The organism is Variovorax sp. P1_H2, assembly GCF_056405295.1.
In genome coordinates, this window is the sequence record NZ_JBFUCJ010000114.1 from 1 (window position 1) to 22,065 (window position 22,065).

Below are 22,065 nucleotides of genomic sequence, written 5' to 3' on the forward strand. Positions count from 1 at the left end.
GGGTCACCTGGCCCTTGCTGGTTAAGGTTGCAACTGGCATCTGGAACTCCTTACGTTAGGTAAGGAATTATAGCAAGCGCTGCCAAACAGCGAGCAGCTACAAAGACCGCATCAAGCCGCCGTCGATGCGAATGCTTTGTCCCGTGATGTACGCCGCATCCTCTGAAGCCAGAAAGGCTCTCGAACGGGCATGCCGCGCGCATTGGCCGACTTGGGATCGGATGCGCCCAGACCACCAGCGCAAGTGGCGCTCAGGTGGCCGCGCTGCCCGGCTCGCCACGCTGGTGCTGGCGGAAGACGTTGGCGATCTCCAGAGAGGGCCAGACGCTCGAGCCGCCGTCGACTCAGGCTCAGCCGCTGCGCGGCCTGGCCGACGCGCGCCATCCGGTCCACCACGGCCTGGATGGTCTTGAGGCGATCGGCTTCGCGCATCGTCATTGTGATCGTCGCTGCAGCTGTCGCCATGGCCATGCCTGCTCGTGACGGCCCAATATGCGACATCTCAACTTTGCTGGAAGGCGACATTACAACTTTGCTCCAACAGCGGCAGAAACACATTTATGTTAAATGTTATTTCAATGACTGCTCGAGCCCGACGCGCCGAACCGGATGACCGGGTCCGCTGCAGGGCAGTGCTCCGATGGCGACAGTGGACGCTCGCAAGTTGCGAGAAATGCGGTGTGAAAACGTCGTCGACTAGCATGGTCGGTATGAACCAATTGCAGTTCGAGCTTGATCGTCTATACGGACTGGGCGCAAACGCCGCGGATGGCGCCGACCTGGGCGTCGGACATGAAGGGCGCCAGCGTGGCATCCGAGCCTTGGTGCTGGAGCTGGCGCTACCCGCAGGTTGGGGAGAGCTTTCTTCGGTCTGGAAGGGTGCCCAATCGGATCTCGGCCTTCCTCCCCCAGCCATCGCGGTCTCGGGCGTCGACGGGCTGCAGCTGTGGTTCTCCCTTGCGTCGCCGATTTCGCCGAGTGCCGGCCAGCTCTTTCTGCAGGGCCTCCGTGCACGGTACCTGTCAGGCGTCGGGTCGACGCACGTACGTCTGATGACCAAGACGGCTAAATTCCCGGCTGCGCCGCCCGTCGAGATCACCCCGGATCGCTGGTCGGCTTTCGTCGCCCCCGACTTGGCATCGGTGTTTGCCGATACGCCGTGGCTGGAGTTTCCTCCCAACGGCGAAGGCCAGGCGACGCTTCTGCGCGCGCTCGAGCCCATTCAACAGGTTGCGTTCGAAGCCGCGTTGAGCCAGCTTGGTGCAATCGAAGGGGGTGAGTCTCGCGAACCAGCTGCCTTGAAGGTACCCGCGCCAGCCGAAGTGCGGACGTGCGAGCAAGTGGACGCCGATGCGGTACGTTTTCTTAGAGGCGTCATGAACGACGAGACGGCGCCCCTGGCTTTGCGGATTGAAGCCGCAAAGGCTTTGCTTCCCGGTGTCGAGCGTTCATAGACAACGCCGGCCCGGCCGCGCTCGGCATCGAGCAAGGCGCTGCTGTCGGTGCGGTATAGCAGGGAGGTCGTGGATTTCTTTCGYGCCGCCGGCGAGGGCTGGCAGTCCCGTAGGGACGGAGCGCTGAAGGAGTACGTCGCGCAGCACTCACGGAGGTAGGATGCTCGGGGGGCTGTGATGCAAGCGCACCACGGCCTCGGAGCGTGTAGCTCTGCAGGCCCTTGGCCCACAACCTACGGCATCGCGCGACTCATAATTTAACATAATAGATATTGTGTTGTCTGACGCTGTAGACCCCAAATAGTAATGTCGCGTTTGGCCCGAATTCAAATGTCGCAAAGTCGCTCGGCCCAGGTTCTGGGCTTGGGGTACGGCCATGGCGACATCGACGGCGACCATCACGATGACGATGCGCGAGGCAGACCGGCTCAAGACGATCCAGACCGTGGTGGATCGAATGCCTGCGACTTGGGCATTCGCTTGTCGATCAGCTGGTTGACCGCGGACTCCACGAAGGCACTGGAGATGCGCCGGCCCGCTCGATAGCGACGCCCATAGTCCGGCAGCGAATTCGCGTTGTTCCTCAGGTAGCTGAGCAGTTCGACGGTGAGCTTGCGGATCAGTGGGACTGCGGCCCTGCGTGCCACCCCCGGTCTTCCCAAGACATGCAGCATCGCCTCGAGGAGACGCCTGGCCTGTGCAGGCCGACCATGCCACAGCCGCCACTTCAGGCGCCGGCCAGATACGACAAACGGTCATGGTCCACGGGCTTGAGTTGGCCGGCCGTCGCCTTGCTGTGCACGACGGCATCGAGCTTGCTGACGCGTCGTCGCAGGTGATACCGGATGATACCGGACGGCCCGGCGCCGACAACGAGCACGTCACAGGAGGACGCGGCTGCTTCGGCGGCGCCCGGCTCAGCCGCCGCTGCCGTAGGGTCGGGTGAGGATCTCGAGGAAGTGGCCATCCGGGTCGTTCCAGTAGAAGCCTCGGCCGCCGTCGCTGTGGTTGATCTCGCCGGGCCGGTGCTTACCCGGATCGGCCCAGTACGTGATCCCATGCGCGCGAATGCGGCCGAATATCTCGTCGAACTCGCTTTCGCTGACGAGAAAGGCGTAGTGCTGCGAGTCGACCTCGCCGTCGGCCTGCATGAAATCCAGCGTGACGCCGTTGTCGATCTCGACACCGAGGAACGGGCCGTACCGGACCGGTGCGCCGCGTCCGAGCAGTTCCGCCAGCAATTCTGCGGACGCGCGCGGATCGCGGGCCTTGACGATGGTGTGATTCAGCTGGATGGGCATGTTGCTTCTCCGTGCAAGATCGCAAATAGTACGGTTGCCATCCCGTTTGTGGAAAGTCCAGGGGAATGATGAGGTGACCCCATGAGCCGAGCCTGGAAGCTGGCGATCGCGACTGTCTTCGCGGCCGCCCTGCTGGTTGTCGCCCTCTTCTTGCCGTTGGCACTGGACAGCACCCGCATTGTCTCGGTCGTCGATATTGCGCGCAGTCCGCCGGAGGTCTTCGCCTATGTCACCACGCCGGGCCACTGGCCCGAGTGGCATCCCTCGTCCCTGGCCGTCAGCGGCGCCGTGGACCACCCGCTCCAGATCGGCGAGTCCGTGATCGAGGACTTCCAGGTCGCCGGTCGCCGCGGGCGCGTGACTTGGCGCGTCATCGCGCGCGAGCCGGACCGCCTTTGGCGCATCGCCGGGAACATCGAGGGCCGCGAGTCGGGTGCCGTCAGCTATTCGCTGACGTCCACGGCCACTGGCACGCACTTCGTCCGCGAGTTCGAGTACCGGACGCCCAATCTGCTGTTTGCCCTGCTCAACCGGCTGAGCCTTCGAAGCCGCATCGAGGCCGAGTCTGCCCAGGCCGTTCGGCAGTTGAAGGAGCGCCTGGAATCGGCTGGAGAACCCGTTCAGCGTTCGGGTTAGCTACTTTCCGGCGCAAAAATGCGGCCCCGTCGACGACGGGGCCGCGCAGTGTGAACGGCGGTCAGGAAACGCTTCTTTTCGGCGGCGAGGACGCGGTTCTGCATTGAGCGGTGTCGGCCGGGTTGGTCGGTGAAGGTCCAGCGGACGTGAGTTCGCCCTGGGCGTGTTGCATTGCCGGACGCAGCCGTCCAGCGCAACGTGTGGCCTCGGCTCGGTGTGGCGACCTCGGGGAGCTTGACTCCGAGGAGCACCGCCTGGCCGAGCATCCCGCCCGCCTGTTCGTGTGTACGCGCTGCCGCGCGCAGGTGCTGCTTTGCAGCCGCTGTGACCGCGGTCAGCGCTACTGCGGCCGCGCCTGCTCTCGCGCTGCGCGTCAGGAGACTGGGCTCATCTGGGTCATCTGCAGATCGGCCGCGCGCGACGCCCGCTGATGGCCTTCGTGATGGTGCTGAGCTGCTCGCGGGCCAACTTCCTGCGCTTCTTCCTCGACGCCCGGATGGACAGCTTCCTGCGCGGTCACGTCGAGGCGTTTGCCGCCCTCGGCGACGCCCGCGTCCTGCTCTATGAAGGCCCGGCCAGCGTATCAGTTCTGCTTTGCCCGGTGGTCCAGCTGCAGGGGTTCACTCCATCCATCAAAGAGAAAAAGAGCCGCCCATGGGCACGCAGGTGGGTGGGGTTGGAGTTGACCCGGTTCCGTGGCCTTCGTTGATCACCAGGCGCTTGCGCTGGCAAAGCCGCCCACCCTGGGCGGGACGCCGGCGGCCGCGCGTGGCCCAGCGGTGGAGAGCACTGTGCGAGGGTCGGCGCCGACGACTGCGACGACGCGGCCTTCACGCCGACGTGCCAGTCTTGTCTTTCCCTCGAAGAGTCCGATGTTGGTTTCAGTCGCACTTCGTCAAGACGCCTCAGCTCCGTGGCATCGGCTTGATCACGGCAATCAACGCCCCCTGCGGGTCGCGCAGCATGCCGATGCGGCCGACGTCCGGGATGTCGGTAGCCGTCATGCAGACTGTCGCACCCAACTGGCCGGCCCTGGCGAGCGTGCTGTCGCAGTCGGTCGTGTTCACATAGGGCACCCACTGCGAAGGCATCTTCGGGTCGGACGACTGCATGACGCCGCCGCGACCCTTGTCGCCCTCTGTCTTCAGCAGGTAGTAGGTGCCCCCGGGATCCATGGGCATCGCGTCCTGCGTGTAGCCGATGAGTCCGGTGTAGAACTTCAGTGCCGCCTGAGGGTCCGAAGTGGCTAGCTCGTTCCAGACCCAGCCGCCCACGGGCGTGTCCTGGTCGGGACGGTCTCCTTGCGCGCTCTTCCACAACGAGACGCGCGCGCCGGTCGGGTCGACCACGGCCGCGCCGCGCCCTACCGGGCCGTAATCCATGGGCGGCGATTCGCTCTTGGCACCGGCGGCGAGCGCAGCCGCGTAGGCCTTGTCCACGTCCGGCACCGAGACATAGGAGACCCAGCGCGCACCGCCGTCGGCCTGCGTGAAGCCACCAATGCCGTCGGCGCCGTTCATGATCATCGCGTATTGCATCTCGCCCATGGGCATGTTCTCGACATGCCAGCCGAACAGCGGCTCATAGAAGGCTCGCGCCTTCGCAGGATCGCTGGAAGCATGCTCGAACCAGACGAATTTTCCGGGCAGGTAGCTCATCTCGATTCTCCTTTCACCGCGTTGGTGCGGCAGGGGTTGCATCATGCGGGGCGGTGGCAGCGGCGAAGCTGGGGCGTGCCCGCATCACGCCCAGTGCGCGCCGGATGTTCGGTCGGTCCGACAGCAACTGGGCAGCCTCGGGGAAGCGACCGAGGTAATCCAGGATCGGTGAGACGAGGATGTCCGCATACGAAGGCGAGGCGCCGCCGATGAAGTCGCGGCCTTGGTAGCAGCGCTCCAGCGCATCGAGTGGGCGGACCATCTCGGTCACTGCCTTGTCGATCACGGCCCGGTCGGGACTGCCGCCCTCGCCGCGCGGAAAGATGTACTGCAGCACGTAGCGCCGCACCATTGAGTCGTACATGTAGGCGCCGACCGCACTCACCCATTGTTCGGTGCGCGTCCGGTCCACCAGCATGCCGGGGTTCAGGGATGGTCCGTCGAATCCCTCGTCGATGTAGCGCAGGATCGCGCTGGTCTCCCAGATCTCGGTCGCCCCATCGCGAAACGCAGGGATCTTGCCGAACGGATGGATCGCGTCGATCTCAGGACTGTTCGGTGCCGCACGTTGCAGCGAGTAGGCCAGGCCCTTCTCGGCCAGGCCGATGCGCGCGCTGCGCACATAGCTGCTGGCTGCATCGCCCAGCAGCGTGAGTGTGGCGGCGCTGCCGCGCGCGTCGAGCAGGTCGGTGAGGCGGTTGAAGACCGAGTTCCAGCCCTGGTTGTGGCCGTTGCGGGCAGCCGCCGAGGGGAAGCCGATGTGGCGCATGCGGATCTCCGTGCCTTCATCCCGCGCCACGAAGTCGATCTCGATCAGCGTCTGCAAGCCACCCATGCCCTCCATGCTTTCCTCCCAGACCCAGGTGTAGACCAGGCGTTCGGCGCGCTTGATCTCTCGGTAGCGTCCACCTACCGAGTGGCTGGCGTGCTCGCGCGTGCGCATGTCGATGCGCCAAGCGCCGTCGACGCGGGCGTCAACAGTCGCGCTGGCCACGGACATGCCGCGCGGGCAGTGCCAGCGCGCCAGCACGGCCTCGTCGATGAAGGCATCGAACACCTTTTCGCGCGGGGCACGGATGAAGCGAGTGAGGTCCAGTGTGAAGTCCTGCGGTGCATTCATGATGGGCGGCTCCTTCGGCGGCGAGGGGACTTGACAGGGATGGCGGCACGGGGCTTGCGGCTTGCCGTGTCGCCAGGCGCAGGAGGTGACTCGAGCAACTCGGCCAGGCGGTCCAGGCTCTGCTCCCAGAACGTGCGGTACGGCTCGAACCAGTCGTGCGCGGCACGCAGGCCGGGTCCGTGCAGGCGGCAGATCCGCCATTGCGCGCTGGTCTCGCGCTCGATCAGACCCGCTTGTTGGAGCACGCGCAAGTGGCGCGAGATCGCCGGCCCGGAAATCGGAAACGGCTCGACCAGCGCGCCCACGTGCAAAGGGCCCTGCGCCAGTCGCGCGAGGATCGCGCGACGTGTCGGGTCCGCCAGAGCAGCGAAGGTGGTGCTGAGTCCATCCATGCCTTATTTAACCAAACGCTTAAATACAAGTCAACCCAGGGGTCGCCGTACTCTCCGCGCAGATTGGTGCGCTTCGGGGTGACCCGTATCAATCTGCACGGAAAGTACGACAACCCCTTCCTCAAGGCGCTTGGTGCTCACACCTGGGACCTGAGCGGCGTGACGCTGGCCACACAACGGGCCTACGCCCGCCAGGTGCAGTCGCGGCGCCCGGTCAAGACGCGTGAAATCAAGCCTGCGCGCCAGTGGATTGAACTCGTGTGCTTTCTGCGGGTCACCCTGCTGGAGCTGACCGATGTCGCCCTGCTCCAATGGAGCCGACGCAGCCAGCAATTGTTTCGCGAGGCCGCCGAAAGGGCCAAAGCGAGTCGGATACGAGGCACCACAACCCTTCTCAAGCAGGCGGCGCAGGCCGGGGCCGTCCTGCACGATGAGATGAAGACGTGGCAGGACCGCGTCCTCCAGGCTGGGGTTGTCGTACTTTTCTTGCAAAGAGGTGCACTTCCGTCGAAAGATTCCTTGTGGAACAAGCACTTATGAATGTCCGTCTCTGCGCGAAGGTCGCCCGACGCAAGCTGTTCATTTTCAAAGGGAAATCTCTCTCGGCAGTGTCAATTTGACGGGAAAGTACGAACACCCCGGGATCTGCGCCTCGTGCAAGGTAGCAAGGCGCGCCTGAGCCTGCCTGTCGGTCATACCGCCGCCACCGTGGTGCTGCGCGGAACGGCAACCATCAACATTCAGCAGTTGCTCAATGAGAACCAGATGGCCCATCTGGAGCGCGAGCACGGCGAGCTGGAGATCGAGGCCAATAGCGATGCCGTGCTGCTCCTGCTGGGTGGCGAACCCATCTCCGAGCCCATCGTCGGTCACGGGGCTTTCGTCATGAACAGTGAAGCCGAGATCAGCCAGGCGTTTGCCGACTTCAACAGCGGGCGCTTCGGCCGCATTGCGGCCTGAGTCCCTCAGTCTCCCTTGATGCCCTGCGCGCGGATCAACTCCGCCCAGCGTGTGTATTCGCTGCGGATCAGGCGACCGAGCACTTCGGGCGAGCCGCCCGCCGGGGCAATGCCCATAGCGACCATCCTGTCGCGCACCGCCGGTTGATTCAGCGCGTTGTTGAACGCGGTATTGAGCCGCCGGATCGCCGGCTCAGGCGTGCCCGCCGGGGCCGCGAAGGCGTACCACGGCTCGATGACGAAGCCGGCAAAACCCAGTTCTTCCATCGTCGGGACGTCCGGCAGATTGGCCGAGCGCGTCTTGCCCGTCACCGCCAGCGCACGCACCTTGCCCTGCTTGATGAAGGGCAGGATGGAAGGCTCGTTGTCGAAGAACACCGGGACCTGGCCGCCGATGAGGTCGGTGATTGCAGGCCCCGATCCCTTGTACGGCACATGCGTCATCTCGATGCCCGCCATCTTCTTGAGCAACTCGGCGGCGAGGTGGTTGGACGCGCCAACGCCCGAAGACGCGTAGGCCATGGGCTTGCGTCTGGCCTGGTCGACCAGGTCCTTCACGCTGAGGATGCCCGCGTCGTTGTTGACGGTGAGCACATTGATCGATGAGCCCAGCAGGATCACCGGCGCCATGTCCTTGAGCAGGTCGTAGCCGACGTTCTTGTACAGGCTCGGATTGATGGCGCAGCTGCCGATGCTGCACTGGACCAGCGTGTAGCCGTCGGCCGGCGCCTTCAGCGCCGACGCCGTTCCCACGCTGCCGGCGGCTCCGGCACGGTTGTCGACGATGACGGGCTGGCCCAGCTCCGTCGCCACCGCGTTGGCAAGCAGGCGCCCGACCACGTCCGCGCTTCCACCGGGCGGAACCGGGATGACCAGCTTCACAGGGTGGGCTGGATAGGTCTGTGCGGCGACAGTCAAGCTCGCAGCAGCGACAAGGCCGCACAGGACGGCGGCGAAGAATCGGCGTTCCACGTCATTTCCAGCCGTCGACCAGCCGCTTGAGCTGCACCAGGTCCGCTTCCGGCAGCGGCCAGGTGCTGGGCGGCCGGGCCGCGCCGCAGTCCCGCCCGGCGTATTGCAGCGCCGCTTTCACCACGCTCACGTTCGAGCCGTTGCGCTCATGCGTGCGCAATTCCTCGAAGGTTGCGATGCCGCCGATCCATGCCATCGCCAGCGTGTAATCCCCCTTCGCAAGCGCGGCGTGAATGCGCACGGAGAGGTCGGGCCGCACGTTGATCAGCCCCGAGGTGAAGCCGCGGGCGCCCACCGCATACATCGGCGGGGCCCAGGGCTCGGCCAGGCCGCACACCCAGGCCAGGCCGCGATCGGCCACCTGCGCCATGGCCTGGACCAGGCGCAAGGGCGTGGGCGACGCCCATTTCACGCCGATGACCTGCGGAATGCGGCACAGGGCTTCGATCACCGGCAGGCCGATCGCGTCGTCACGCAGATAGAGCACGACAGGCAGGCCGTCCGCCGCATCGGCAATCCGGCGCACATACGTGACCACCCCGCTGGGCGCGACGAAAGGATCCGTCAGCTGATGCACCATCAGGGCAGCGGCCCCTGCCTTGCGTGAGGCGCGCGCCAGGGCGCAGGCGTCGTGAACGCTGCGCCCCACGCCACCCAGCAAGGGCACCCGGCCACGGACATGTTCCGCCGCGGCATGCACCATGCGCTCGGCCTCCGCCATGGTCAGGCCGAAGAACTCGCTGGTGTTGCCGTTGGCCACCAGCACATGGACGCCGGCCTCGATGGCGCGGTCGACGACCGGCGCCAAGAGATCGGGCGCGATCTGGTCCGTGTCGTCGAAAGGCGTCACCAGGATGCCGGAGATTCCGTCCAGGGCGGTCCTGAGGGAAGCTGTTGATTCAGTCATGTTGTCGATCTCGTGTAGTCAATGGTGGCGAGGCTTAGCTCGACAGAGAAGAGGCGGACAGGCGCAGGCTGCATGCCATTGCCTCGCCGGGCGCGAGCACCCGCCAGCCGGTGTCGGCGCGCGCCGCGGCCAGGTTGGCGGCGTCCGCGACATGCGAGACCGGTTCCACGCAGAAGTACGCTCCCGGACCCGGCCGATGCAACACCAGGTGCTGCAGCGCGGAGCTGGCCAGCAGCTCGATCGCGGGACCATCGGCCGCCGCCATCCGCGCTTGTCCGTTCCATTCGCCGTAGTAGCGCGTGCATTCGACATCGGGCAAGGCGCGCGCCGACGCGTAGTCGTCCGCCGGACCGGTCGGCACCGGAGTGCTCGCGAGGAATTCGGCGTCCGCGGGCCAGACGGTGCGAGCATCGAACTGCAGGCTGTGCGCGAAGCGGGCCGGGAAATAGGGATGGAAGCCGCAACCGCCTGGCATCGGCTCCCGGTCCTCGTTGCTGACCCGCAGGTTCAGCGAGATGCCTGCGGCGTCGAGTTCCACCACCTGCTCGGCCCGAAAAGCCCACGGCCAGCCGTGATCCCCCGGCACATGGACATAGGTCATGGTGGCGCGGTCCGCTGCGTGTTGCTCGAGGCGCCATGGCCGCTGCTGGCTGACGCCGTGCAGCGCGTGCCGTTCCCCCGGATGGAGCGGCAACTGCACCCTGCCCTGCGTGCCGGCCAAGCGGCCGTCGCGGATGCGGTTCGAGAACGGCACCAGGGGATAGCAGCCGGCCTTGGGCCACTGCGTGGATTCGAAACCGGCGGCGCGCACGGCGTCGGCGAGCGGCACCAGCCAGTCGATTGTCTCGCCCGCGGCTGTGCCGGAGCTGAGGCTGGTGATGCGTCCGCCGGCAGCCGGCGCCAGCGTCGCTGTCAGCGCTGCGCTGCGCAGCGTGGTGTCGGGTGTCACGCTCAGATGCATCGCCATCCGCTCACAACGTCGAACTGCGGATGGTGACGTCAGGCCGCTGCAGCAACGCCGGCGACAGCGTCAGGCCCAGGCCTGCGCCGGGCGGAACCGTTGCATGGCCGCTGCGGACATCGGGCATTTGCGTCACGAGTTCGCGGTACCAGCCCCCCAGGTACGCGCGCACCACCTCCTGCAGCACCACGTTGGTCGTACTCATCGCCAGATGGAGCGACGCCGTGAGCACGACCGGGCCGGTGCAGTCATGCGGCGCGACCGGCTTGTGAAAGGCCTTCGCCAGGGCCGCGATCTTCCTGGCTTCGGAGAGGCCCCCGACCCAGCCCAGGTCCAGCATCACATAGTCCACCGCATTGTTCTTGAGCAGCTGGACGAATGGTTGGACGGTGGCCAGCGTCTCGCTGCCGCAGACCGGAACACGGGTGCGCGAACGGAACTCGGCGATCGTGTCCAGGTTGGACATCTGGATCGGGTCCTCGACCCAGTAGGGCTTGAACTCCTCGAGCGCCTGCGCGATCCGCACGGCCATCGGCAGGTTCCACATCGAATGGAGTTCCACCATGATGTCCATCTCGTGGCCGACAGCGCGCCGGATTTCGCGGAAGGGCTCGAGTGCGGTGTCCAGGTCCCGGGCCGAGATCGACTGCCCGCCGCTGGCCTGGGCGAAGGGATCGAAGGGCCAGATCTTCATCGCCTTGTAGCCCTCGGACAGCAGGCTTTCGGCCAACGCCGCCGGGCGCTTGACGAATGCAACCTGGTCCTCGTAAGGCCCTTCCGGCGCGACGTCGGCGCTGGCCTGCGTCACCGAGCGGCGCTGTGGGGCCTTGTTGTAGGTGTAGCCCGCGCAGGTGTTGTAGACCGGGACGCGTTCGCGCACGGCGCCGCCGAGCAACTGGTAGAGCGGCTGTTGCGTGACCTGGCCGAACAGATCCCACAGCGCGATGTCGACCRCCGAAGCGGCGCGCGTCTCGGCGCCGCTGCTGGCAAAGCCGACATAGCCGTACAGCAGGTGCTGGCTGTGGGCTTCGATGGCGAGCGGATCCTTTCCCAGCAGGTAGGGGGCGACCAGTTCATGGATCTGCGCCTGCACGGCTTGGGCGCCACGAAAGGTTTCCCCCAGGCCCACCAGGCCGGTGTCGGTGTGGATCTGCACCCACAGGATGTTGGGATAGGCGGCCGCGTGGACCGTATCGACTTGCGTGATCTTCATGGGGATCGGCCTCAGGCCGTCTTGGGATGTTCCTTGACGCGGCTGACCAGCTGCGTCGGGTTGACGAACTGCAGCGCGATCAGCAGCCAGGCCAGCGTGACCGCCATGTAGACCATCGCCATCGCATCGACCGATTGCGGCGCTCGAACGCCCGCTGCGAAGACCGCGTAATACAGGGCCACCACCAGCGTCTGCGAATCCGGGCCGGCCGTCAGGAAGGTCAGCTCGAACATGCCGATGGTGCGCACCAGCACCAGCAGGGATGCCGCCAGGATGCCCGGGGCCAGCAGCGGCAACAGCACGTGCCAGAACAGCTTGAAGGTGTTGGCGCCGAACACGCGGGCGGCGGATTCGAGGTTGGCATCGATCTGCTCGATGAACGGCGTCATCACCAGGATCATGAACGGCACGGCCGGAATCATGTTCGCCAGGATCACGCCGAAGATGGTGCCCGCGATGTGGGCCTGGTACATCACGGTCGCCAGCGGAATGCCGTAAGTGATCGGCGGGATCATCAGCGGCAGCAGGAACAGCCCCATCAGCAGGTTCTTGCCGCGGAAGTTGCGCCGCGCCAGCGCGTAGGCCGCCGGCACGCCGATCAGGATCGACAGGAACACGACGGCGGCGACCACCTCGATCGTCACCCACAGCACGCTGTCGAGCTGGAACTCCTTCCAGGCGGTCTGGTACCAGTTGAACGTGTATCCATCGGGCAGCCAGGTGCCGAGCCAGCGGCGGGCGACCGAGCTGGTGCCGACCGCGGCCACCATGAACGCGACATTGACGATGAAGAAGCCCATCACCAGTGCGACCAGCGACTTCCAGAGCTTCATCAGCAGGCGATGCGTATCCATGGTCAACCTTTTCCGCCGGAGACGGGGCCCCGATAGAACATCCCTCGCGCGCCCAGGACCGCGGCAACGACGATCAGTTGCACCACGCCCATCAGCATCGCGACGGCCGAAGCCATGGAATAGTCGTAGCGCTCGAAGGCGGCCTCATACGCCGCGATCGAGATCACGCGCGTGGCGCCAGCCGGCGATCCGAGCAGGACCGCCGACGGAAACACCGAGAAGGCCTGCACGAACGACAGCGCGAAGGCCATCGCCAGTCCCGGCACCAGCAACGGCAGATAGATGTGGCGGAACTGGTTCCACGGCGTTGCGCCCAGGGTCGAGGCAGCGCGTGGCAGGTTGGGGTCGATGCCGGTGATGTACGACAGCGTGAGCAGGAACGCGAACGGGAAACCCGAAATGATCAGCGAGATCAACACGCCCCAGTAGTTGTGCGTCAGCCGGATCGGGCCTTCGTAGATGTGCAGCCACTGGAGCGACTGCGACAGCCAGCCCTTGGGGCCGAAGTAGCCGAGCATGCCCTCGGCGATCAGGACGGTGCCCAGCGTCAACGGAATCACCAGCAGCGTGGTGATCAATTTCTGGAAGCGGCTGCTGCGGCGCATCTGATAGGCGATCGGCAGCGCCACGCCGACGTTGATCACGGTGGCGGGAATGGCCAGCTTGAGCGTGGTCCACACCGTGTCGCGCAGGTTGTCGGTGGTGAAGAACTGCGTGTAGTTCGCCAGCCAGTTGCCTTCCATCGGACGGAACGACAACTGCAAGCCGTAGAGAAACGGGTAGACGAACAGCACCACCATGAACAGCGTCGCCGGCACCAGCAGCAGCAGGGACCGGTCGAACGAGGACGGGCTGGCGCTGGTCATGGCGCCATGCCCGCGGCTGCATCGACTGGATAGGCCAGCGCCTTGTCCGGCGCAATGGCCAGCGTGACCGGATCGCCGACCCGCAGGCGCGCCGTCGTGCGCACGATCAGCATGAGGCCGCCGGCCACCTCGACGTCGACGATGTTGTCGTGGCCGCAGTATTCGACATTGAGCACCTGGGCGGCGAAGCTGTTGTCCATCGGTGAGGAGACGACGTCGAATTCCTCGGGCCGGATTGCGAGCATCGCCTTGCCGCCGGTCAGCGGCTGCATCGCCCGCGCGTTGAGCGCCAGGCCGCTGCCGACGAGTTGCACCGACGCGCTGCCCCCCGAGCGCACGTTCAGCGCCACCAGGTTGCGATAGCCCATGAAGCGGGCCACGTCCAGATTGGCCGGCTCCGCGTAAATGCGCTGTGGTTCGGCAATCTGCTGCGCCACGCCGTCCTTCATGACGACCACGCGATCGGCCAGCGACAGCGCCTCATCCTGGTCGTGGGTGACGTAGATCGTCGATCGTCCCAGCTCGCGGTGAATGCGCCGGATCTCGGCGCGCATCTCCAGCCGCAACTTGGCGTCGAGATTCGACAAGGGCTCGTCCATCAACACCAGGGGCGGCTCGATGACGATCGCCCGGGCGATCGCGACCCGCTGCTGCTGTCCGCCGGACAACTGGCCGGGCAGCTTGTGCGCCTGCGAGTTCAGCTGCACCAGATCCAGCGCCCGCTTCACGCGCTGCGCCGACTCGGCGGCGGGCACGCCGCGCATCGCCAGCCCGAACGCGACATTGCGCGCCACGCTCATGTGCGGAAAGAGCGCGTAGTTCTGGAACACCATGCCAAAGCCCCGTTTTTCAGGTGGCAGCACATCGATGCGCGTGTCGTCGAGCCAGATGCTTCCATCCGTCAAGGGCAGCAGGCCGGCCAGGCAATTCAGCGCCGTCGACTTGCCGCAGCCCGAGGGTCCGAGCAGCGCGATGAACTCGCCGCGCTTGACCGTCATGGTCAAGGCATTGAGCGCGGTGAAGCTGTGCACGCCCTTGCCCGCGGCAAAGCGGCGGGTGACGCCATCGAGGCGCAACTCGGAAAAGTTTGAAGTCATGGAGACGCAATTCTGGAAAAAGAATCAGCCGGCAAGCGCCCACGTGGGCGCTTGCGGCGTCGGTCGGGCGCGCAGTGCGCGCCGCGAATCACTTGGTCTTGCGGGTGCCGATGTCCTGGTCCCAGCGGCGGAATGCATCGACCATGGCCTTGGGCTCGAGCGGCACGGCATGAGGGAACTGGGCCAGCCACTTGTCGTAGTCAGGCCGTCCGAACTCCTTGATCACGTCCTGGCTTTCCTTGGGTGCCAGCGACAGCGGCACGTCCTTGACCGCGGGGCCCGGATAGAAATAGCCCTTGTCATAGGTCATCGCCTGCTGCTGCGGCTTGAGCAGGAAAGCCATCAGGTCCAGCACCACCGCTTGCTTCTCCGGCGGGACGCCCTTGGGAATCACGATGTAGTGCGCGTCGTTGACCCACGTCATGCCCTTGAACGGCAGCACCTGGAAGTTCTTCGGCACGATGCCCAGCGCCCTGGGGTTGATGTCCCAGCCCGTCACCGTCAGCGTCATGTCGCGCGAGCCTTCGCCCAGTTCCTTCATCACGGCTGCGGTTCCCGTCGGGTAGTACTCGATGCAGGCGTCGAGGTCCTTCAGATAAGCCCAGGTCTTGTCCCATCCGTTGATCGGATCGGCAGGATTCTTGTCACCCAGCAGATAGGGCAGCCCCATCATGAAGGTGCGCCCCGGACCGGAGTTGGCGGGCCGTGCATAGATCAGCTTGTTGGGATTGGCCTTGCACCAGGCCAGCAGTTCCTGGGGCGTCGTCGGCGGCATCTTGACCTTGTCGGGGTTGAACTCGACCAGCGGGCCGGCAGGCATGAAGACGATGGCCAGGCCGTGATCCTTCGCCAGCGCGTGCATCTTGTAGGCGTTGGGAAGGTAGTTCTCCTGCAGCTTGGGGAACTTGGCCGCGTGATCGGGGAACAGCTTGACCCACAGGTTCATCTCGAGGCCGGCGGCGAGCGCATCGGTACCGACAATGATCATGTCGATGTCACTGCGGCCCGCGTTCTGCATCGCCTTGATCTTGGCCGGGATCTCTGGCGCGGGCGCCTTGGTGAAGGTGAACTTGGACACCAGCTTGGGGTTCTGCGCCTGGTAGGCCTCGAAAGCCCCCTGCGTCAGCGCCAGGTTGCCAGCGGCGTCGATCACGTTGATCACCACCGGAAACTTTGGCAGTTCCTGCGCCTGGACCAGGCCGATGCCGGACCAGCTCGCCGCCCCGAGAACGGCCGCAATGATGGCGTGGCGATGCCGCAAGAAGGAAGCTTGGCGCATTCGGAATCTCCTGATGGATTGGCTTGGCAAGCGGAGATTTTGTAAGACAACTTTTCAGTTGTCACGCGGGTTTTTGCTGAGCCCGCAGACCGCGGCACCGCTGGCGGACACAAGGACACTGCGGAATAGTGACTCGCTGCTCTCGGTCCAATTACGAACATCCGCTATAGTTGTCTGACAAAGACTTTCGGGTACCGGTTCAATGGCGGAACACTTGCTAGACGTCAATGGCGGCACATTGCCCGACCAGATCTACTCCCGGATGGTCGAAGCCATCCTGCGCGGGGACTACGTCGACTCGAAAAAGTTGCCGACGGAAAGCGAACTGGCCTCCCAGTTCGGGGTCTCGCGGCCGACCGTCCGGGAGGCGCTGTCGAGGCTGCGATCGGATGGAATCATCGAGTCCCGGCGCGGCTCCGGCAGCCACGTCGTGCGCGCCCCCGGCACACCGGCATCGAGCATGCCACCCATCAGGAACTATTCGGACATCGAGCGGTATTACGCCTACCGCACAGTTGTTGAATCGGGGGCGGCGGCCGCTGCTGCGGAGTCCCGCACTGCCGACGACCTGGCGTCGATCAGGGCCTGCCTGGAAGCGCAGACCCTGGCAATGGAGGGTGGAAACAAAGGCATCGAAGACGACGTCCGGTTCCATATGGCGATTGCGAGGGCCTCGCACAACCAGTTCTTCGTGGCCGCCGTTGAAACGAGTGTCGCGCCCATCAGGCAATTCATGGAACTCGCGCGCAGCGTGCGATCGAAGATGACCATCGAGCGTGTCCGGCTGGTCCGGATCGAGCACCAGCAGATCCTCGACGCCATCGAGAGGCGATCCCCTGCCGACGCCGCCGAGGCAACACGGGTCCATATCCTCAACGCCAAGCGACGGATCTTCGACGCAGCGAAATTGCGGTAGATCGCGAGGGCCTGGCCGAGAACTCAATCCTGAATTCGCTGGTTGGGCTCACCAAGACTGACATCGTCCGCCCTTCGCTCAATGGCGTGGATTCGCCGCTGCATGCCAAATTGCCCTCCGGGTTGGACGTCTGGCTGGTGGCCGCATCCTGCCGCCCACGCTGGCGCCACTGGGCAATAGCGGGCCTGCAGCGGACGCTCGATACCCGGAGTRGCAGGCACCCGCGGAACTGTGGAAAAGGCAAGCTGTCGAAGAAGGAGCGTGAGGCGCTCGAGTCGGTGATTCGTCGCATACGGCAGCACAGCGTGATGTGATGCGAGCGAAGATCGCGTTGATGGTTCATCAGGGTCAAACGACATCGGCGATCGCCTCGACGTTGGGGCTGTCGCGCCCGACCGTGACGCTGTGGCGTGAGCGTCTGGCGCGCCTGGGGGTGGCGGGTCTGCAGGAGGAGCAACGCCCGGGTCGTCCGCGACGCCTTGGCGAGCAACAGCGACTGCAGTTGCTTGCCCTGGCGTGCGAACCGAGCAGGGATGCCGGCCGAGGCCTGGCGACGCTGGATGAACTGTGCGCTCGCGCGGTCAAGCAGGGCGTGGTCGAGCGCATCAGCCGCAGTCACCTACAACGCATTCTGCAAGCCGGCGATGTGCGACCGCACCACGTACGACAGTGGCTGCATTCGCCGGACCCCCAGTTTCGCGAGAAGGTCAATGCCATCTGCACGCTGTACCGTCGCGCCCCCAAGAGGCCGACCGCGCCCCCCAGCCCGGGCGCCCCCGGCGCCACGAGTTCGAGTACATCCGCCATGGCACTCAGGCACTGACCGCAGCGCTGGACGTGCATTCGGGACGGGTGCTGGCGCGCTGCACCGATCGGCGCACCCAGGGTGACCTGGTCGCCTTCATGGAAGACGTCGCGCGCACGTATCCCAAGGGCCGCGTGCATGTCATCTGGGACAACCTCAACACCCATCGCGCGTACGGCGTGTGGAAGAACTTCAACGCCCGCCACGACGAGCGCTTCGTCTTTCACTTCACGCCCCTGCATGCCAGTTGGGTCAATCAGATCGAACTGCTGTTCGGCATCTATGCGCGTCGCGTACTGCGCCACGCCAGCCATCGCTCGGTCGCTCACCTGCGCCAGCGCACGGAGGAATTCATCGCCCAGCGCAACGTCTCACCCAAGCCGTCTCGCTGGACGTTTGCCGGCTTTGAGCTGCAAACTGGCGAGCCCAAACACTTCACCACCCATGCCCGTAACCCTGTCGCCCGATCGAGCCGCTGAACTGCAGCGCCTGCTGGCCGAACTCACCGGCCATACCGCAGCCCATGTCAGGCCTTACGGCAAGCATCTGCTCATTCAGATGCAACGCGACGACGCCCTCGACACCGTCGCGCGTCTGACCGAAACCGCCCGGCACCACTACACCGCCGCATTCCGTACCCACAGCGGCCGCTGGGAGCCTCTGCCTGCCGCCGGCAACATGCGCCAAACCGCCGAGGCTGTCGTCACCATGCTGGCTTCGTATCTCGATCCAAGCATGTAAGCYTATTTACGGGATGTCGTACTAGTTTGAAAAGGCAGGGCTTTGGCTCTCAGTTGAGGGGCGGGGGCAGACGCCTCGCGGCTCGCCACTCGGCGTGGCAGGTCTTCGCTCGGTGCGCTCGCTCGATTCGCTTCCTGATCTCTTCGTAGGGCGTGTACCCGTTGTCTGTGACGCTCGAGTGCCATGGCGTCCAGTCGAAGCTGCCCCGCTCGACCGATCCAACGACAAGAAAGCGCATGGCGTCTGACACGCGCATGCCTTCACGCCGACAGATGTCTTCGAGGCGTCGCAGAACGGCTTTGTCAACGCGCAGCGCCAGCGTCACGGCTCGGTCTCGCCGCGGCGACCCCACTTCGACCACGTCGCCGGATTCGCGCAAACCCGACAACCCTCCTTCGCCTGAATGTGGACTTCGGTGCTTCCCCGATGCGTGGCGCCGCGGGTCTGGCTGGATCGGGATCGATAAGGGCGCGTTATGGTGCCCAACAGTCGGCCCTCGCTGAATCCCGGACTTCGGTAGCCTTCACGGGTCACGAGGGATGGGTGGCGTGCCGAACTGCATTCGACAACGCCCAGGCGGCCCGGCGTCGGGCTTGTCGCTCGTAGGTGCCTCAGGCGGGGCGGCGGGCAGGAGCCGGCCGGTACTATTGCCATCTTCCTGAGTTTCTGTTGCTGGTGCGCTGTGGTCACCCTACCATCCGGCCTATGAAATCCCGTCTCCGCACCTGGTCCTCCGGCGGACTGCGTCGCTGCAGGTGGGGCGTGCTCGGCGCAGGCTTGCTAGGCGCAGCCGTCGCTTTCGCCTCGTCCCTGGTGGACATCTCTGCTCCCGCAGGGCCGTACTCACTGAAAGGGTTCGCGCCCGGCCAGGCCATGGCTGATTGCCCTGTCCAATGGCAGAAGTACCGCAACGATGCCGGCTTCTCGTGCATCCAGCATGGAGGCAAGCTGGCCTCCCGGCCGATCCAGGCGACCTTTCTTCGGATCGAGAGCGGCAAGCTCCTGAGCGTCTGGATCGACATGAAGGACCCCGGTGATTGGGTGCATGTCCAGAGTGTCCTCGCGCAGAAGTACGGGCGCCCCGCGTTCGACCAAGGGGCCAGCCGGGCATGGGTAACTCCGGATGCGCAACTGTCGGTGGGAAATTCCGGGGGGGTATTGCTGCTCGGGTCCTGGAAGGCGCGGCAAGGTGCGACCGAAGCTGCAGTGGATCTCTGATGCTTCGCTTTCACGGTTCGCTGATGGGTCTGACGGGCGTGTTGTCAGTCAGCATCCGTGCGGCTCGTGGAATCGTCGGCAGCGCCCTGTCCGTCAGCATCAGGCGCTGCCGATGCCCTGTGTTAGAGCCGCCCGTCCGCCGCTCCTTCCTAACTACTCGCAGTGGCCATCGCGAACTCCGCCCCCTTTTCAATGCACTCTGGCCTAGATGCGCCGGCTGAACTCGCGCGCCAAGTTTCCGTCGCGCGTGAAGCACGAAACGCCGCTGCCGAACTCGTGCGCGTTGACTGGGTCCACCGCTTCCTTGAGGTGGCCGCTCAGGCGCCTGCAGCGTTCGGTTTCGATGTCGCTCGGCCTTTTCTACACGGCGCACTGCATGTAAATTTCCTCGATGCTTCTGCCCCTGCAGGCCTATCCCGCAACTTTCGTCATCGTCAGTTCGGTCTTGCTGTACATCTCGCGGGGAGCGATCACGCGACCGCGCTCGCACGGCTTCTATCGCTTCTTCGCGGTGGAGTGCATCTTCGGCCTGATCTGGATCAATCTGCCGGTTTGGGGCGACGATCCTCTGCTGTCACCGAGCCAGTTCCTGGCGCAGCTGTTCCTCATCACGTCGGCTTGGCTTCCGCTGCATGCGGCACGCCGCCTGAGAGGGCTGGGCCAGCCGAGCAGCGCCCGCAAGGACGAGGCACTGATCGGATTCGAGAAGACCACTCGACTGGTAACGACAGGAGCCTTCAAATACATCCGCCACCCGATGTACACGGCGCTGATCTGCCTTGCCTGGGGGGTCTTTCTGCAGCGCTTCACCTGGCTGGGCTTGCTGCTGGTGTTGGCATCGACTGCGCTGATCTTCGTCACCGCCAAGCGCGAGGAGAAAGAGTGCATCGAACATTTCGGCGATGCCTACCGTGACTACATCCGCCGCACACAACGCTTCGTACCCTACCTACTCTAGTGGCCACGCGACCAGCCGCCTCTAGGGGGCGGGTCATTCGCCCAGGCCCGCTTCTCTCAGGCAGTTAGGCAGCGAAAGCCGTCCGCCCGCAATGAACGCGAATGACTGCAATCGACCGCCCTGCGAAAGTTCATGGCGCGCTACCCCCCGTCGTCAAGAAAGCCAGATGTCGCTAGCGCTTGGATCGTTCGGGTGGAGAGAGGGCCGCGATGCAGTGGCGTACGACGAAGCCGCCTCGTCGCTCGGGTGGCTGGCCGCCAAGCTGGCGGCGATTGACCGGCGTCAGGTGCTCATCGGTTCGCAGGAGCTGCTGCAGGCGTTTGCGTCCTCTCACCGTCGACGGACGGAGCCGTACGGCGCGAACACTTCCACCGTCCAGTCGACAAAGGCGCGCAGCTTGGCGCTCAGGTGCCGGCTGGGCGGGTAGGCCACCGACACGGGCATCGGCGGCGGTTCCCAGTCGGCCAGCAACTCGACCAGCGCCCCGCTCTCGACGTGCGGCTGCGCCATGAAGGCGTAGGTCTGCGCCACGCCGAGCCCGGTCAGCAGCGCCGTCAGGTGGGCCGTGCTTTCGTTGACCGCGATGACCGCATGCCCATTGATCTCGATGCGCTCGTCGCCGCGCTCGTAGCGCGGCGGAAAGTAGCGCCCCGTGTGCGACGAGAAATAGCTCACCACCCGGTGCCCGTCGAGCAGGTCGGCCGGCGTCGCGGGCACACCGTGGCGCTTCAGGTAGTCGGGCGTCGCGCAGGTCATGTAGGGCATCTGCGCAACGCGGCGCGCCACCAGCGACGGATCGCTCAGCACGCCGCCGCGGAGCACGCAATCCACCCCTTCGCCGATCAGGTGGACCGGCCGGTCGCTCACACCGAGCTCGAGCAGGATGTCCGGGTAGCGCACGTGGAACGCCGGCAGCCTGGGAATCAGGATTCGGTTGGCCAGCGAGGAGCCGATGTCCACGCGCAGACGGCCTCTGGGGCTGGCCTGTGCATTCGTGACATCGGCCTCTATGTCGTCGATCTCGGCCAGCACCCGCGAGATGCGCTCGTAGTAGGCCGCGCCCTCCGGCGTCACCGTGACACGCCGCGTCGTACGCTGCAGCAGCTTCACACGCAAGTGGCTCTCAAGTTGCTGGACCAGCTTGGTCACGCTGGGCTTTGGCATCTGCAGCAAATCGGCCGCCCGCGTGAAGGTGCCGGCTTCGACGACCCGGGCGAACACGCGCATGGCTGCGATTTGGTCCATCGCCGAATTATTGGCGAAGTGGAAATAAACATGTCCCGCCCACCATCTTGGTCAGCGCAGGGTCCGAACCGACACTTCATGCCTTCGCCACTCACCTCCTGGCTTTCCGCCCCCTTCCATCCCGTAACCGGCAAGCGATCCGCGCCCTATCGCGATGCCAATGGCGCACGGCGCATACAAGCGTCTGCACTCCGACTACAGGGCTAACCAAACCGAAAAGGAATCCGAAATGACCACCAAAATCCAAACCGTTCTGCTGACTGGAAAGACGCATACGACGGCCAGCCGCCATGAGGGCACCCCGCGTGGCGATGACCGCGTTGACATCGGCGCGCGTCAAGGTAGTTGTCGCCTCGTTCATGCAGCCAACGGCTGTATGTTTGATGCCCTCGAATGTGTCTGAACGATGCAGTCACGTTCGGGGTTGAGGGTCACGGCGCCGACGGGCGACCAGTCGCGAGTAGACCCGGACCAACGCGCCGGGTTGAGCGCCCGGGCACGGGTGTACAACTC

General features: G+C 65.2%; 24 protein-coding genes and 2 pseudogenes. 12 read left to right on the forward strand and 14 right to left on the reverse strand.

Annotation, left to right across the window (positions count from 1 at the left end; translation table 11 throughout):
* Nucleotides 1-111: 111 nt before the first annotated feature.
* Nucleotides 112-471 carry a hypothetical protein gene (locus AC1D2E_RS28450; RefSeq protein WP_478200505.1) on the reverse strand — a complete coding sequence of 120 codons (360 nt, stop codon included), beginning with the start codon at nt 469-471 and terminating at the stop codon, nt 112-114.
* 239 nt (nt 472-710) lie between these two features.
* Here AC1D2E_RS28450 and AC1D2E_RS28455 point away from each other — a divergent pair, with 239 nt between their 5' ends.
* Complete coding sequence (locus AC1D2E_RS28455; RefSeq protein WP_478200506.1) at nt 711-1,454, forward strand: hypothetical protein; 744 nt, start codon at nt 711-713, stop codon at nt 1,452-1,454.
* A 24-nt stretch (nt 1,455-1,478) separates the two neighbouring features.
* Nucleotides 1,479-1,613: pseudogene (locus tag AC1D2E_RS28460) on the forward strand (BrnA antitoxin family protein); the annotation flags it as partial.
* Nucleotides 1,614-2,371: 758 nt separating this feature from the next.
* On the opposite strand, the gene AC1D2E_RS28465 reads toward AC1D2E_RS28460, so the two are convergent.
* The gene (locus tag AC1D2E_RS28465; RefSeq protein ID WP_478200507.1) at nt 2,372-2,755 is read right to left on the reverse strand and encodes a VOC family protein; all 384 of its coding nucleotides are present in this window, start codon (nt 2,753-2,755) and stop codon (nt 2,372-2,374) included.
* A gap of 81 nt (nt 2,756-2,836) precedes the next feature.
* Between AC1D2E_RS28465 and AC1D2E_RS28470 the strand changes: the two genes are divergently transcribed.
* Together AC1D2E_RS28470 and AC1D2E_RS28475 are read left to right on the forward strand one after the other, a co-directional pair.
* Nucleotides 2,837-3,391 carry an SRPBCC family protein gene (locus AC1D2E_RS28470; RefSeq protein ID WP_478200508.1) on the forward strand — a complete coding sequence of 185 codons (555 nt, stop codon included), beginning with the start codon at nt 2,837-2,839 and terminating at the stop codon, nt 3,389-3,391.
* Nucleotides 3,392-3,821: 430 nt separating this feature from the next.
* Nucleotides 3,822-4,100 carry a hypothetical protein gene (locus AC1D2E_RS28475; protein WP_478200509.1) on the forward strand — a complete coding sequence of 93 codons (279 nt, stop codon included), beginning with the start codon at nt 3,822-3,824 and terminating at the stop codon, nt 4,098-4,100.
* Between the two features lie 196 nt (nt 4,101-4,296).
* Here the strand turns inward: AC1D2E_RS28475 and AC1D2E_RS28480 are convergent, their stop codons facing one another.
* Genes AC1D2E_RS28480 through AC1D2E_RS28490 form a run of 3 tightly spaced genes read right to left on the reverse strand, consistent with a single transcriptional unit; the run spans nt 4,297 to nt 6,561 of the window.
* Entirely contained in the window at nt 4,297-5,049 is a 753-nt protein-coding gene (locus AC1D2E_RS28480) for a VOC family protein (protein WP_478200510.1), read from the reverse strand.
* A gap of 13 nt (nt 5,050-5,062) precedes the next feature.
* A complete protein-coding gene (locus AC1D2E_RS28485; RefSeq protein ID WP_478200511.1) occupies nt 5,063-6,169 on the reverse strand; it encodes an SRPBCC domain-containing protein in 1,107 nt (368 codons plus the stop codon).
* Entirely contained in the window at nt 6,166-6,561 is a 396-nt protein-coding gene (locus AC1D2E_RS28490; protein WP_478200512.1) for an ArsR/SmtB family transcription factor, read from the reverse strand. The genes AC1D2E_RS28485 and AC1D2E_RS28490 overlap by 4 nt, the downstream gene beginning before the upstream one ends.
* A 78-nt stretch (nt 6,562-6,639) precedes the next feature.
* On the opposite strand from AC1D2E_RS28490, the gene AC1D2E_RS28495 reads away from it, so the two are divergent.
* Both AC1D2E_RS28495 and AC1D2E_RS28500 read left to right on the forward strand, forming a co-directional pair.
* Nucleotides 6,640-7,101: a hypothetical protein gene (locus tag AC1D2E_RS28495; RefSeq protein ID WP_478200513.1), complete on the forward strand. Its 462-nt coding sequence runs from the start codon at nt 6,640-6,642 to the stop codon at nt 7,099-7,101.
* A 114-nt stretch (nt 7,102-7,215) separates the two neighbouring features.
* Nucleotides 7,216-7,521, forward strand: coding sequence for a pirin-like C-terminal cupin domain-containing protein (locus AC1D2E_RS28500; RefSeq protein WP_478200514.1), 306 nt, complete (start codon nt 7,216-7,218; stop codon nt 7,519-7,521).
* 5 nt (nt 7,522-7,526) lie between these two features.
* Here AC1D2E_RS28500 and AC1D2E_RS28505 read toward each other — a convergent pair whose 3' ends face one another.
* The 8 genes from AC1D2E_RS28505 to AC1D2E_RS28540 form a co-directional block, all read right to left on the reverse strand.
* Nucleotides 7,527-8,402, reverse strand: coding sequence for a Bug family tripartite tricarboxylate transporter substrate binding protein (locus AC1D2E_RS28505; protein WP_478200515.1), 876 nt, complete (start codon nt 8,400-8,402; stop codon nt 7,527-7,529).
* Between the two features lie 91 nt (nt 8,403-8,493).
* On the reverse strand, nt 8,494-9,399 hold the full coding sequence (locus AC1D2E_RS28510; RefSeq protein WP_478200516.1) for a dihydrodipicolinate synthase family protein: 906 nt from the start codon (nt 9,397-9,399) through the stop codon (nt 8,494-8,496).
* A gap of 34 nt (nt 9,400-9,433) precedes the next feature.
* Complete coding sequence (locus AC1D2E_RS28515) at nt 9,434-10,360, reverse strand: aldose 1-epimerase (RefSeq protein WP_478200517.1); 927 nt, start codon at nt 10,358-10,360, stop codon at nt 9,434-9,436.
* A gap of 10 nt (nt 10,361-10,370) precedes the next feature.
* Nucleotides 10,371-11,573: a mandelate racemase/muconate lactonizing enzyme family protein gene (locus tag AC1D2E_RS28520; RefSeq protein ID WP_478200518.1), complete on the reverse strand. Its 1,203-nt coding sequence runs from the start codon at nt 11,571-11,573 to the stop codon at nt 10,371-10,373.
* An 11-nt stretch (nt 11,574-11,584) separates the two neighbouring features.
* Nucleotides 11,585-12,427, reverse strand: coding sequence for an ABC transporter permease (locus AC1D2E_RS28525; protein WP_478200519.1), 843 nt, complete (start codon nt 12,425-12,427; stop codon nt 11,585-11,587).
* Nucleotides 12,428-12,429: 2 nt separating this feature from the next.
* On the reverse strand, nt 12,430-13,293 hold the full coding sequence (locus AC1D2E_RS28530) for an ABC transporter permease (RefSeq protein WP_478200520.1): 864 nt from the start codon (nt 13,291-13,293) through the stop codon (nt 12,430-12,432).
* Entirely contained in the window at nt 13,290-14,390 is a 1,101-nt protein-coding gene (locus tag AC1D2E_RS28535; protein ID WP_478200521.1) for an ABC transporter ATP-binding protein, read from the reverse strand. The genes AC1D2E_RS28530 and AC1D2E_RS28535 overlap by 4 nt, the downstream gene beginning before the upstream one ends.
* Nucleotides 14,391-14,478: 88 nt before the next feature.
* Nucleotides 14,479-15,669, reverse strand: a complete 1,191-nt coding sequence (locus tag AC1D2E_RS28540) for an ABC transporter substrate-binding protein (protein WP_478200522.1) — start codon at nt 15,667-15,669, stop codon at nt 14,479-14,481.
* 214 nt (nt 15,670-15,883) lie between these two features.
* Here AC1D2E_RS28540 and AC1D2E_RS28545 point away from each other — a divergent pair, with 214 nt between their 5' ends.
* The 5 genes and pseudogenes from AC1D2E_RS28545 to AC1D2E_RS28565 all read left to right on the forward strand — a co-directional run bounded on the left by AC1D2E_RS28545 (nt 15,884) and on the right by AC1D2E_RS28565 (nt 20,307).
* On the forward strand, nt 15,884-16,585 hold the full coding sequence (locus AC1D2E_RS28545) for a FadR/GntR family transcriptional regulator (RefSeq protein WP_478200523.1): 702 nt from the start codon (nt 15,884-15,886) through the stop codon (nt 16,583-16,585).
* 185 nt (nt 16,586-16,770) lie between these two features.
* A pseudogene (locus tag AC1D2E_RS28550) lies at nt 16,771-17,869 on the forward strand (IS630 family transposase).
* Entirely contained in the window at nt 17,835-18,131 is a 297-nt protein-coding gene (locus AC1D2E_RS28555; RefSeq protein WP_478200524.1) for a hypothetical protein, read from the forward strand. The pseudogene AC1D2E_RS28550 and the gene AC1D2E_RS28555 overlap by 35 nt, the downstream one beginning before the upstream one ends.
* Before the next feature lie 705 nt (nt 18,132-18,836).
* Nucleotides 18,837-19,349, forward strand: coding sequence for a hypothetical protein (locus tag AC1D2E_RS28560; RefSeq protein WP_478200525.1), 513 nt, complete (start codon nt 18,837-18,839; stop codon nt 19,347-19,349).
* Between the two features lie 391 nt (nt 19,350-19,740).
* Nucleotides 19,741-20,307, forward strand: coding sequence for a methyltransferase family protein (locus AC1D2E_RS28565; RefSeq protein WP_478200526.1), 567 nt, complete (start codon nt 19,741-19,743; stop codon nt 20,305-20,307).
* A gap of 330 nt (nt 20,308-20,637) precedes the next feature.
* Here the strand turns inward: AC1D2E_RS28565 and AC1D2E_RS28570 are convergent, their stop codons facing one another.
* A complete protein-coding gene (locus AC1D2E_RS28570; RefSeq protein ID WP_478200527.1) occupies nt 20,638-21,552 on the reverse strand; it encodes a LysR family transcriptional regulator in 915 nt (304 codons plus the stop codon).
* Between the two features lie 229 nt (nt 21,553-21,781).
* On the opposite strand from AC1D2E_RS28570, the gene AC1D2E_RS28575 reads away from it, so the two are divergent.
* On the forward strand, nt 21,782-21,955 hold the full coding sequence (locus AC1D2E_RS28575) for a hypothetical protein (RefSeq protein ID WP_478200528.1): 174 nt from the start codon (nt 21,782-21,784) through the stop codon (nt 21,953-21,955).
* Nucleotides 21,956-22,065: the final 110 nt, after the last annotated feature.

Excerpts from the sequence above, each read along its gene's own strand:
- AC1D2E_RS28450 (WP_478200505.1), bottom strand. The coding sequence starts at position 471 with ATGGCCATGGCGACAGCTGCAGCGACGATCACAATGACGATGCGCGAA.
- AC1D2E_RS28455 (WP_478200506.1), top strand. The coding sequence starts at position 711 with ATGAACCAATTGCAGTTCGAGCTTGATCGTCTATACGGACTGGGCGCA.
- AC1D2E_RS28465 (WP_478200507.1), bottom strand. The coding sequence starts at position 2,755 with ATGCCCATCCAGCTGAATCACACCATCGTCAAGGCCCGCGATCCGCGC.
- AC1D2E_RS28470 (WP_478200508.1), top strand. The coding sequence starts at position 2,837 with ATGAGCCGAGCCTGGAAGCTGGCGATCGCGACTGTCTTCGCGGCCGCC.
- AC1D2E_RS28475 (WP_478200509.1), top strand. The coding sequence starts at position 3,822 with ATGGCCTTCGTGATGGTGCTGAGCTGCTCGCGGGCCAACTTCCTGCGC.
- AC1D2E_RS28480 (WP_478200510.1), bottom strand. The coding sequence starts at position 5,049 with ATGAGCTACCTGCCCGGAAAATTCGTCTGGTTCGAGCATGCTTCCAGC.
- AC1D2E_RS28485 (WP_478200511.1), bottom strand. The coding sequence starts at position 6,169 with ATGAATGCACCGCAGGACTTCACACTGGACCTCACTCGCTTCATCCGT.
- AC1D2E_RS28490 (WP_478200512.1), bottom strand. The coding sequence starts at position 6,561 with ATGGATGGACTCAGCACCACCTTCGCTGCTCTGGCGGACCCGACACGT.
- AC1D2E_RS28510 (WP_478200516.1), bottom strand. The coding sequence starts at position 9,399 with ATGACTGAATCAACAGCTTCCCTCAGGACCGCCCTGGACGGAATCTCC.
- AC1D2E_RS28515 (WP_478200517.1), bottom strand. The coding sequence starts at position 10,360 with ATGCATCTGAGCGTGACACCCGACACCACGCTGCGCAGCGCAGCGCTG.
- AC1D2E_RS28525 (WP_478200519.1), bottom strand. The coding sequence starts at position 12,427 with ATGGATACGCATCGCCTGCTGATGAAGCTCTGGAAGTCGCTGGTCGCA.
- AC1D2E_RS28530 (WP_478200520.1), bottom strand. The coding sequence starts at position 13,293 with ATGACCAGCGCCAGCCCGTCCTCGTTCGACCGGTCCCTGCTGCTGCTG.
- AC1D2E_RS28535 (WP_478200521.1), bottom strand. The coding sequence starts at position 14,390 with ATGACTTCAAACTTTTCCGAGTTGCGCCTCGATGGCGTCACCCGCCGC.
- AC1D2E_RS28540 (WP_478200522.1), bottom strand. The coding sequence starts at position 15,669 with ATGCGCCAAGCTTCCTTCTTGCGGCATCGCCACGCCATCATTGCGGCC.
- AC1D2E_RS28555 (WP_478200524.1), top strand. The coding sequence starts at position 17,835 with ATGCCCGTAACCCTGTCGCCCGATCGAGCCGCTGAACTGCAGCGCCTG.
- AC1D2E_RS28560 (WP_478200525.1), top strand. The coding sequence starts at position 18,837 with ATGAAATCCCGTCTCCGCACCTGGTCCTCCGGCGGACTGCGTCGCTGC.
- AC1D2E_RS28565 (WP_478200526.1), top strand. The coding sequence starts at position 19,741 with ATGCTTCTGCCCCTGCAGGCCTATCCCGCAACTTTCGTCATCGTCAGT.
- AC1D2E_RS28570 (WP_478200527.1), bottom strand. The coding sequence starts at position 21,552 with ATGGACCAAATCGCAGCCATGCGCGTGTTCGCCCGGGTCGTCGAAGCC.
- AC1D2E_RS28575 (WP_478200528.1), top strand. The coding sequence starts at position 21,782 with ATGACCACCAAAATCCAAACCGTTCTGCTGACTGGAAAGACGCATACG.